This window comes from Desulfobacula sp. (assembly GCF_030611305.1).
Taxonomy (GTDB): Bacteria; Desulfobacterota; Desulfobacteria; order Desulfobacterales; family Desulfobacteraceae; genus Desulfobacula.
Genome location: NZ_JAUWQB010000122.1, coordinates 1 through 7,779 on the forward strand (window position 1 = coordinate 1; position 7,779 = coordinate 7,779).

7 protein-coding genes and 1 pseudogene are annotated in these 7,779 nt (G+C 39.8%); 2 read left to right on the top strand and 6 right to left on the bottom strand.

Annotated elements, in window-relative coordinates; all coding sequences use genetic code 11:
- Positions 1–219 precede the first annotated feature (219 nt).
- From QAI40_RS16040 to QAI40_RS17240, 3 genes and pseudogenes are all read right to left on the bottom strand, one after another.
- Positions 220–413, bottom strand: a pseudogene (locus tag QAI40_RS16040) (IS4 family transposase); the annotation flags it as partial.
- 302 nt (positions 414–715) lie between these two features.
- Positions 716–1,114 carry an IS200/IS605 family transposase gene (gene tnpA, locus QAI40_RS16045; protein ID WP_299983748.1) on the bottom strand — a complete coding sequence of 133 codons (399 nt, stop codon included), beginning with the start codon at positions 1,112–1,114 and terminating at the stop codon, positions 716–718.
- A gap of 627 nt (positions 1,115–1,741) precedes the next feature.
- On the bottom strand, positions 1,742–1,993 hold the full coding sequence (locus QAI40_RS17240) for a DUF6812 domain-containing protein (protein ID WP_442875407.1): 252 nt from the start codon (positions 1,991–1,993) through the stop codon (positions 1,742–1,744).
- Positions 1,994–2,324: 331 nt separating this feature from the next.
- Here QAI40_RS17240 and QAI40_RS16050 point away from each other — a divergent pair, with 331 nt between their 5' ends.
- Positions 2,325–2,819 carry a 3'-5' exonuclease gene (locus QAI40_RS16050; RefSeq protein ID WP_299983746.1) on the top strand — a complete coding sequence of 165 codons (495 nt, stop codon included), beginning with the start codon at positions 2,325–2,327 and terminating at the stop codon, positions 2,817–2,819.
- Between the two features lie 70 nt (positions 2,820–2,889).
- Here the strand turns inward: QAI40_RS16050 and QAI40_RS16055 are convergent, their stop codons facing one another.
- The 3 genes from QAI40_RS16055 to fusA form a co-directional block, all read right to left on the bottom strand.
- Complete coding sequence (locus tag QAI40_RS16055) at positions 2,890–3,312, bottom strand: hypothetical protein (protein ID WP_299983744.1); 423 nt, start codon at positions 3,310–3,312, stop codon at positions 2,890–2,892.
- 139 nt (positions 3,313–3,451) lie between these two features.
- Positions 3,452–4,147: a hypothetical protein gene (locus tag QAI40_RS16060; RefSeq protein ID WP_299983742.1), complete on the bottom strand. Its 696-nt coding sequence runs from the start codon at positions 4,145–4,147 to the stop codon at positions 3,452–3,454.
- A 28-nt stretch (positions 4,148–4,175) separates the two neighbouring features.
- Positions 4,176–6,257, bottom strand: coding sequence for an elongation factor G (fusA, locus tag QAI40_RS16065; RefSeq protein WP_299983740.1), 2,082 nt, complete (start codon positions 6,255–6,257; stop codon positions 4,176–4,178).
- A gap of 222 nt (positions 6,258–6,479) precedes the next feature.
- Between fusA and rsmG the strand changes: the two genes are divergently transcribed.
- Complete coding sequence (gene rsmG, locus QAI40_RS16070; RefSeq protein ID WP_299983738.1) at positions 6,480–7,139, top strand: 16S rRNA (guanine(527)-N(7))-methyltransferase RsmG; 660 nt, start codon at positions 6,480–6,482, stop codon at positions 7,137–7,139.
- The last annotated feature ends 640 nt before the right edge of the window (positions 7,140–7,779 follow it).

Sequence of the window (7,779 nt, forward strand, 5' to 3'; positions counted from 1 at the left end):
TTCTTCGTACTTGAATGGTAACACGCCTTGTGTCATATTGATTTCACCTCGTTGATGATAGTTTTTTTGTCCAAAAACATTCTATCTGCTTGAGCCATCAAGCGCAACGAGGTTTTTTATTTTTTTGATGGCTGATCAGGGGTTAGGTTTTTGCGTATAGTTTTTTTTCTTTGAAAAACGGATTACCAGACCATTCATTTTTTTTACCCGCACGCAATTTATTCTGGATGGTGTTTTTGAGATCACGTCTTCTTTTTATTGATACCGGTTCTTGAAATCGTTCATGCAGTATATGCCATAAGCAGATAAATTATTAACCCGCCAAGAATTTGAACCATCAAACCATATCTACTGTGAGCAATCAAGTGGTATACCTTTAAATGCTTCTTCTACCATTTGAAAAAAGTTTCAACCCACATTCCGCACCACCAGGCATTGTTTTTCGGCTATTTTTGATCACTCCAGGTCGCCCAGCCTTTTGGATTGGTAAATATTTCGGGGCTCAGCGATAGGGCTGTTAATATTCATACTGGATTTTTGTTAAAGGTTTGTTGAAGCGGCGAGTGTTGCTTATAGACACTGGAATGTTTCGAATAGTTTGATCAATTTCGAAAAATCACCTACCTCATGCATAGCAAGAGGTATGATGAAGCCCCCTCTAAGGGGGCATTGTGTTAGGAAAGCCCCTCAAGGGGCTATCTAAATTGTTAATATTCTAATGTTTTTTGTTTTGCTCTCTTATATATTTTTTAATAACTTCTTCATCAAGACCCACTGTACTGGCACAATAACCCTTTGCCCAAAAACTTAATCCGCTCATTTTCTTGGTCCCAAGCAATTCTCGATGTACCCTTATGGCACTTTTACCTTTGAGAAAACCAACTGTGTTGGATACACTAAATTTTGGAGGTATACTCAAGCAGAGGTGAACATGATCTTTCATAGCATGACCTTCAAGCAAGTCCAATCCCTTCTGACGACACAAATCTCTTATGATTCCCCCTATTTTCCTTCTCAGTTCTCCATATATGGTTTGATGCCTGTACTTCGTTACAAATATTATATGATATTTGCAGATCCACTTTACATGTGATAACGTTTGCCAATCTCGCATTGGTTCTTCCTCTCTTGTGCCCCCTGGGTGCTTTCCTGAGGAAGAACCTTTATCACATTTTATTTGCGCCGGAACGGTCAAACCTTTTTGGGTCGCTCGGGCATAGCCCGAGGTTTAATTAAAAAACAATTAGTATAGTAGTGTCAAGGACAGGCGCGGTGGCTATTTTGCTCCGTTTCCTGTCCCTGCTCATCAAACCGGACTTGCGGAACTACCGCATCCGGCTTACCGACTAACTTCACCTTAAAGCACACGTCGTGCAGCTTATTTCTTCGGTCTCGGCAACAGTACTCCAAGTTCGCCAAATACTTTTTCCGAAGGAAACCGGTGGATGCCTCGCGAGTGCACCTTATGCCGGCTGACCAGAAAACCTCTTACTGTAGCCCTAAAGGCCTACACTTGTCCCCAGAGCTTCAGCAGGAAGGTCTCCCAACCCACTGTCTGCACCTGCGTCTCCGTATTTTCTTTTTCATAGACCTGGTACCTCCTCAGATCTATGATAATTCTATACGAAAGGCTGGCGGGGTATTTTTTTAAAAATAAGGGGCGGGCTCTGCGGGATCAGGCGGGGTAAAACTCGTAACAAAAAAAACACGCTACATAATTGGAGATACGCTTTCCAGCAGTTCAGATCCAGACAAATAAATTTTCAGTCATCTTAAACAACCCATCTGAATTCTGACTTTCATCCAGAGACGCCCAGATTATATGGTTTTTATTCACAAAAAGAGTTTTATGTTTCACTGGATTTTCAATACCTACTTCATAGACATTGGCATCAATAAGGACTAAAAATAGTTCCTGCTTACTTAAAACAAGATCACTTACCCGGTCAAAACCGGCGTTCCTATTGATATTTATCCGACCGTTTACTTTGATCCATCAATAAGTTTAATCCTGATTATTCGGTCTTTAATCTCTTTGTTTGGTAGTGCTTCATACGGCGCCTGTTCTTCTGTTTTAATGAGATCCTTTCTTTAAAGGTTACAAATACCATATGGTTTGGAGGAATATTTTTGACCATTGCTCAACCATTATAAAACTCCGTGATTGAAATTAATTGTGAAGCTGAACTTGAATAGAATTACTAAGGGTTGAGAAACTTGTCAACGTTGAGGTATGAATAACAAATATCTTGGACTAAATTCATTTTCTTTATTCAGATATGATGATAAAGAATGGGGCAAATCAAAACACAGAAGGATGATCAATGAATTTCACCGCCATAGATTTTGAAACAGCAACATGGGAACGATACAGCGCCTGTGCTGTAGGGATAATAACTGTCGAAGACGACAAGATTATAGATGAATATGATTCTCTCATACAACCACCGGATAATGAATATTCATATTATAACACCAACGTTCATGGCATAACTGAAAATGACACATTTAATGCTCTTTTTTTTCCTGATATTTACCCTGAGATTAAAAAGCGCCTTCAGGGAAAAACTATAGTAGCCCACAATGAATCTTTCGATAGAAGCGTATTACAAAAAACAATGGAATATTATGATCTGGATTATTCAGAATTGAACATATTAAATCCCTGGAAGTGCACCTTAAAAATATATCGAGCAAAAGGGTATAAACCGGCAACATTAGATATTTGTTGTAAAAGGCAAGGGATAAAACTCAATCATCACGAAGCACTCTCAGATGCCAGGGGTTGCGCAATGCTTTATCTTAAAAGTGATGTTTAGTGTTTAACTATAACTTAAAATATTATAAATGAGAAATAATGAACGACAATAAAGATACTGGAGATTTTTGTTACAAGCTCACTCGTGCCACGTAAACAGCACCTTCGGACGAGCCACCGGTTAATGGATTATCAAACTCAATTGTGTGCGCCTCAGTGCTTTCAAAAACCCTACTCAAAAGATTGGTAAAAGATTCTTCCGGGAAACCATCTGCCCAGAGGCCAAACACCCCGCCAGGTTTCAAATGCTGTGCAAGCTCCTCCAGCCCTTCCTCAGTATAAAAACGCGTGTTCGTTTGGTGTAATACATTCGTCGGAGTGTGATCTATATCTAAAAGAATGGCGTCATGTTTCTTTGCAGGATACTCTGGGTCAAAACTTTTCGACACGTCTCGGGACAGGGCAAAAAAATCAGCATGCACCAGCCAGCAGCGAGGATCTCCCGTCAACTCCTTGCCCAGCGGGATAAGTCCTTTTTGATGCCACTCGATCACCCCCTTTGAGGTGCTTTAGAGGCAATGCATTGGCTAAATATTTCCTGTTATTAGTGGAAAGAAAGGCAAATAAAAAAAGCCGTAAGTCATAGGGTTAGACTTACGGCTTTGGGGGATTGGATAATTAAAAGTGGTTTATTTATTCTTCAACAATCATCATTGTGGATGGATTCAGTCTGAATTTTTGATCGGTTCTGTCCCCATCTTTTAAAACAATTGCTTCTATTTTATCTTCCACAGGATGGAGCAAAACAGCTTTGTCAAATCTGTCTTTATAGGTTTCAAGCTGGACTGGAAATCCGTTTTCACATAATCCTTCTTCCCTGTGGTTCTTCATGGAGAACCAGATGACGATGGAAAATTCCTGGTTTAGATTTTCAAGCTCTTCAAGGACGGTTGAAACATCCTTGTCAAAATTCAATCCGTCAATGATCATGATGGACGGCAGTGTTAGCCCAGCCTTTTTAAAGCTTTTAAGATAATCCCCGATCTTTCCGGTATCAAAGGTGGCTTCATTATAACTGATCCCGACTTTATTGGGATTGATATTTTCCCATAGTCGGACAGCTTTCTGGGGATCAATATACCCGATATAGTCGATAAGATTTGTGTATCCTTCGCGATATCTTAAATTAATTTTTTCCATGGGGTCGTCAAGGCTGACATGGAGAATTTTTTCAGCATTTAATAATCGTGTCAATGCGACCTGAACAAGAAAACTTGTTTTTCCAACCCCAGCTCTTGAAATGACCGCACCGAATTTACCATCTTTTATATTTTCAATCCCAATGGTTTTTGCAACCGGGCTTTTAAGAATGAGATCTTTTTTTAGCATATTTCCTCTCTTTAATATAAAGGTCTTATTATTTTTTTGTTGTTTCTTCCTGTTTCTTCCTGGCAATTTCTTCTGCAATAGACTGCGGTACCTTTTTGTATGTTGAAAATTCCATTGTAAATTGTGCTTTTCCCTGTGTAGCAGATCTGAGTACAGTAGAAAAGCCAAACATATCAGATAATGGCACCTGGGATTCAACCACAGACATGACACCTTCTTCCTGGGAGCCTTGAATAATACCTCTTCTCTGGTTAATCAGGCCCATGCAGGAGCCCTGGAATTCATTGGGTGTTTCAATAACAACCTTCATGATGGGCTCTTTGATGACAGGCCTTGCTTTGACATATGCTTCAAGAAAGGCTCCTTTTGCTGCCGATTGAAATGCCATTTCAGAAGAATCAACCGCATGGAATGCACCATCATCAATGGTGACTTTAATGCCGGTAACAGGGAATTCAAGCTTGGGGCCTTTATCCATGCACCCTTTAAATCCCTTTTCACAGGCCGGGATATATTGTGTGGGGATTCTGCCGCCTGTAATCTTATTTGCAAATTCAAATTCTTCTTCACAGGGTTCCATAAACCCGGCTACGCGACCAAATTGTCCGGCACCACCGGTCTGTTTTTTATGGGTATAGTTAAAAAGAGCCTTCTTTGTAATGGTTTCCCTGTATGCAACCCTTGGCTGTCCGGTTTCGACTTCCGCCTCATACTCTCTTTTCATCCTCTCAACATATACTTCAAGGTGGAGTTCGCCCATACCCTGGATAATGGTATCACCGGTTTCATGATCCACATAGGTTCTGAACGTCGGGTCTTCCTTGGTAAACCGGTTTAATGCCTTGGACATGTTGATCTGGGCTTTATTATCCTTGGGTACAACGGAAAGAGAGATGACAGGTTCCATGATATGCATGGCAAGCAGGGAATAATTGATTTGGGGAGATACAAAGGTGTCTCCCGAGGCACAGTCAACTCCGAACATGGCTCCTATGTGGCCAGCTGGGATGGCTTCCACCTCTTCCGTTTGAGAGGAATGCATTCTGATCAGACGTCCTGCTCTGAATTTTCTCCCATCCCTTGAATTAACCAATGTATCGCCTTTATTAATACATCCCTGATAGACCCTGATATAAGTCAACTGGCCATATTGGCCGTCTTCCAGTTTAAAGGCCAATGCCACGGTCGGTTTATCAAAATTACTTTCAAGAATAACGGTTTCTTCATTGTTATCTATATCAATGGCTTCATTTTCAATGTCAAGAGGGGAGGGAAGATAGTTGATAACTGCATCCATCAAGGGTTGAACTGCTTTGTTCTTATATGCAGACCCGAGAAAAACAGGGGTCATTTGTCTTGCAATAGTTCCGGTTCGAACAGCCTGCATGATTAATTCCTCTGTGATTTCTTTTTCTTCCAGGATGGCATCGGTAAGGTCTTCTGAGAAAAGAGAGACTGCATCAATCATTTCTTCCCGCGCAATTTCGGCATCCTCCATCATCTCGCCCGGGATGTCTTTAATGACAACCTTTTCACCATTCTCCCCTTCAAAATAATTGGCTTTCATGGAAACGAGATCAATAATGCCTTCATGTTTATCTTCAAGTCCTATGGGAAGCTGCAGCATGACGGAATTATGTCCCAGTTTATCCCTCAGCTGTTCACTCACCTTGACAGGATTTGCACCGGATCTGTCACATTTGTTAACATAGGCAATGCAGGGAACTTTATACCGTTTCATCTGCTGATCTACGGTAATGGATTGTGACTGGACTCCAGAGACAGAGCAAAGAATCAGTACAACCCCGTCCAGAACCCTTAAAGACCGTTCAACTTCAACCGTAAAGTCAACATGGCCCGGGGTGTCGATAATATTGATATTATTATTCTTCCATTCACAATAGGTGGCAGCCGATGCAATGGTAATGCCTCTTTCTCTCTCCAGTTCCATGGAATCCATGATGGCACCGGTACCGTCTTTACCCCTGACTTCATTGATCTTATGGATTCTGTCAGTGTAAAATAGAATCCTTTCGGTCAGTGTGGTCTTGCCGGAATCAATATGAGCACTGATTCCAATATTTCTTACTCTCACTAAATCTCTGATCATTTTAAAATCATCCTTATGAATATAAAATTTGCCTTTGAAAAATTTTAGAATGTAATTGTTGCCAAAGGCACTATACCATATTTTTTATTGCTAAATTATTGTGATTTTGTTAGTGTTAACCCGAAGTTAAACTTAGCTTATGAAATCGAGTATATTATATTTAAGCTGTTAATATGTCAAGTAAAAAATGAATAGTTATAAAAAATATTGACTGTGACCATTTTGTCAGAACAACCCATCCGAAAATTTAAACATCACTTAAAGACCGGATCAAATGATCTGGGAATAAAGCTTTCCGAGCATCAGGTGAAGTTGATGGCTGTTCATGCAAAAGAGCTGATGGCATGGAATAAAAAGATAAATCTTACCGCCATTAAAGATCCTTTGCAGATTGCAGAAAAGCATTTTATCGATTCCATTGCCGTGGTTTCTTTTTTTGGAAATGAAAAATATCTTATAGATATGGGATCAGGGGGAGGATTCCCGGGTATTCCCATTAAAATCATGAAACCGTCATTAAAAGTTGTTCTGATTGATTCCTCTCGAAAAAAAGTTAATTTCTTGAAACACGTGATACGGATGTTGCATCTGGAAAATATTGAAGCCTTTCATTCAAGGGTTGAAGATCTTCATGAAAATGAAGCCTATAAAAATAAGTTTGATGCCGTTATATCCCGCGCTTTTACTGAACTTTCAGGGTTTGTGAGCCTTGCTTCTCCTTTTTTAAGTGAAGAGGGCTCTATCTATGCCATGAAAGGAAAGCATGGAAGAAAGGAGATTACACCTGCTGTTTTAAAAAAATTTGATTTACAAACCGACCATTATCAACTTCCTTTTGAAAAATCAGATCGATTATTGATCAAATTGTCTGCTAAACGCTGATTTTAGTCAGACTTTATACCCGTTCAGGTTAGCTCACCTTTCCGTCGCTGGATGGAACGTCTTGACAGGCTCTATGTCGGACTTCACTTGTGTCGGAAAAACTCGCTGCGCTCAAACACTTCCCGTCACTTAACGTTACGTCCGACAGAGCCTGTAACAAACCATTCCAATATGCTCCGTAAAGGCGAACCAACCCGAACTAGTCTTCGTGCCAAGATTATACTATTTAGCGCAACTTTTTTAAAAGATTAACATCAATCGATGAAATTTTCACCAACCACAAAATGTTGTGCCGGGCTTTATTCCAAAAATCCTGGGACTGTTAATAATAGTCCGCCCCTTTAAATTCAGAGGCGGTGGGAACCCATAATAGACATAGTCTGCACCATTTCAGAATCAACGTTGGTTACTTTTTGTTCCCAATTATGTCGCGAGTTTTTTTACAAATCAAATGTTGTTTCTATGGAATCTTTAAAATTAAACTTAGGTATTTACCTATATAAAGGGTGTTGAAATCAATTTATAATTTACAGAATTTACATAATAATTTCAAATTGTTGTGTTGCAAAAGCCTCTGTTTTCGTGTATTATTTTTATTCGCAAAAACAAAAAATTATAAAACAAAAACAGAGGCAATATG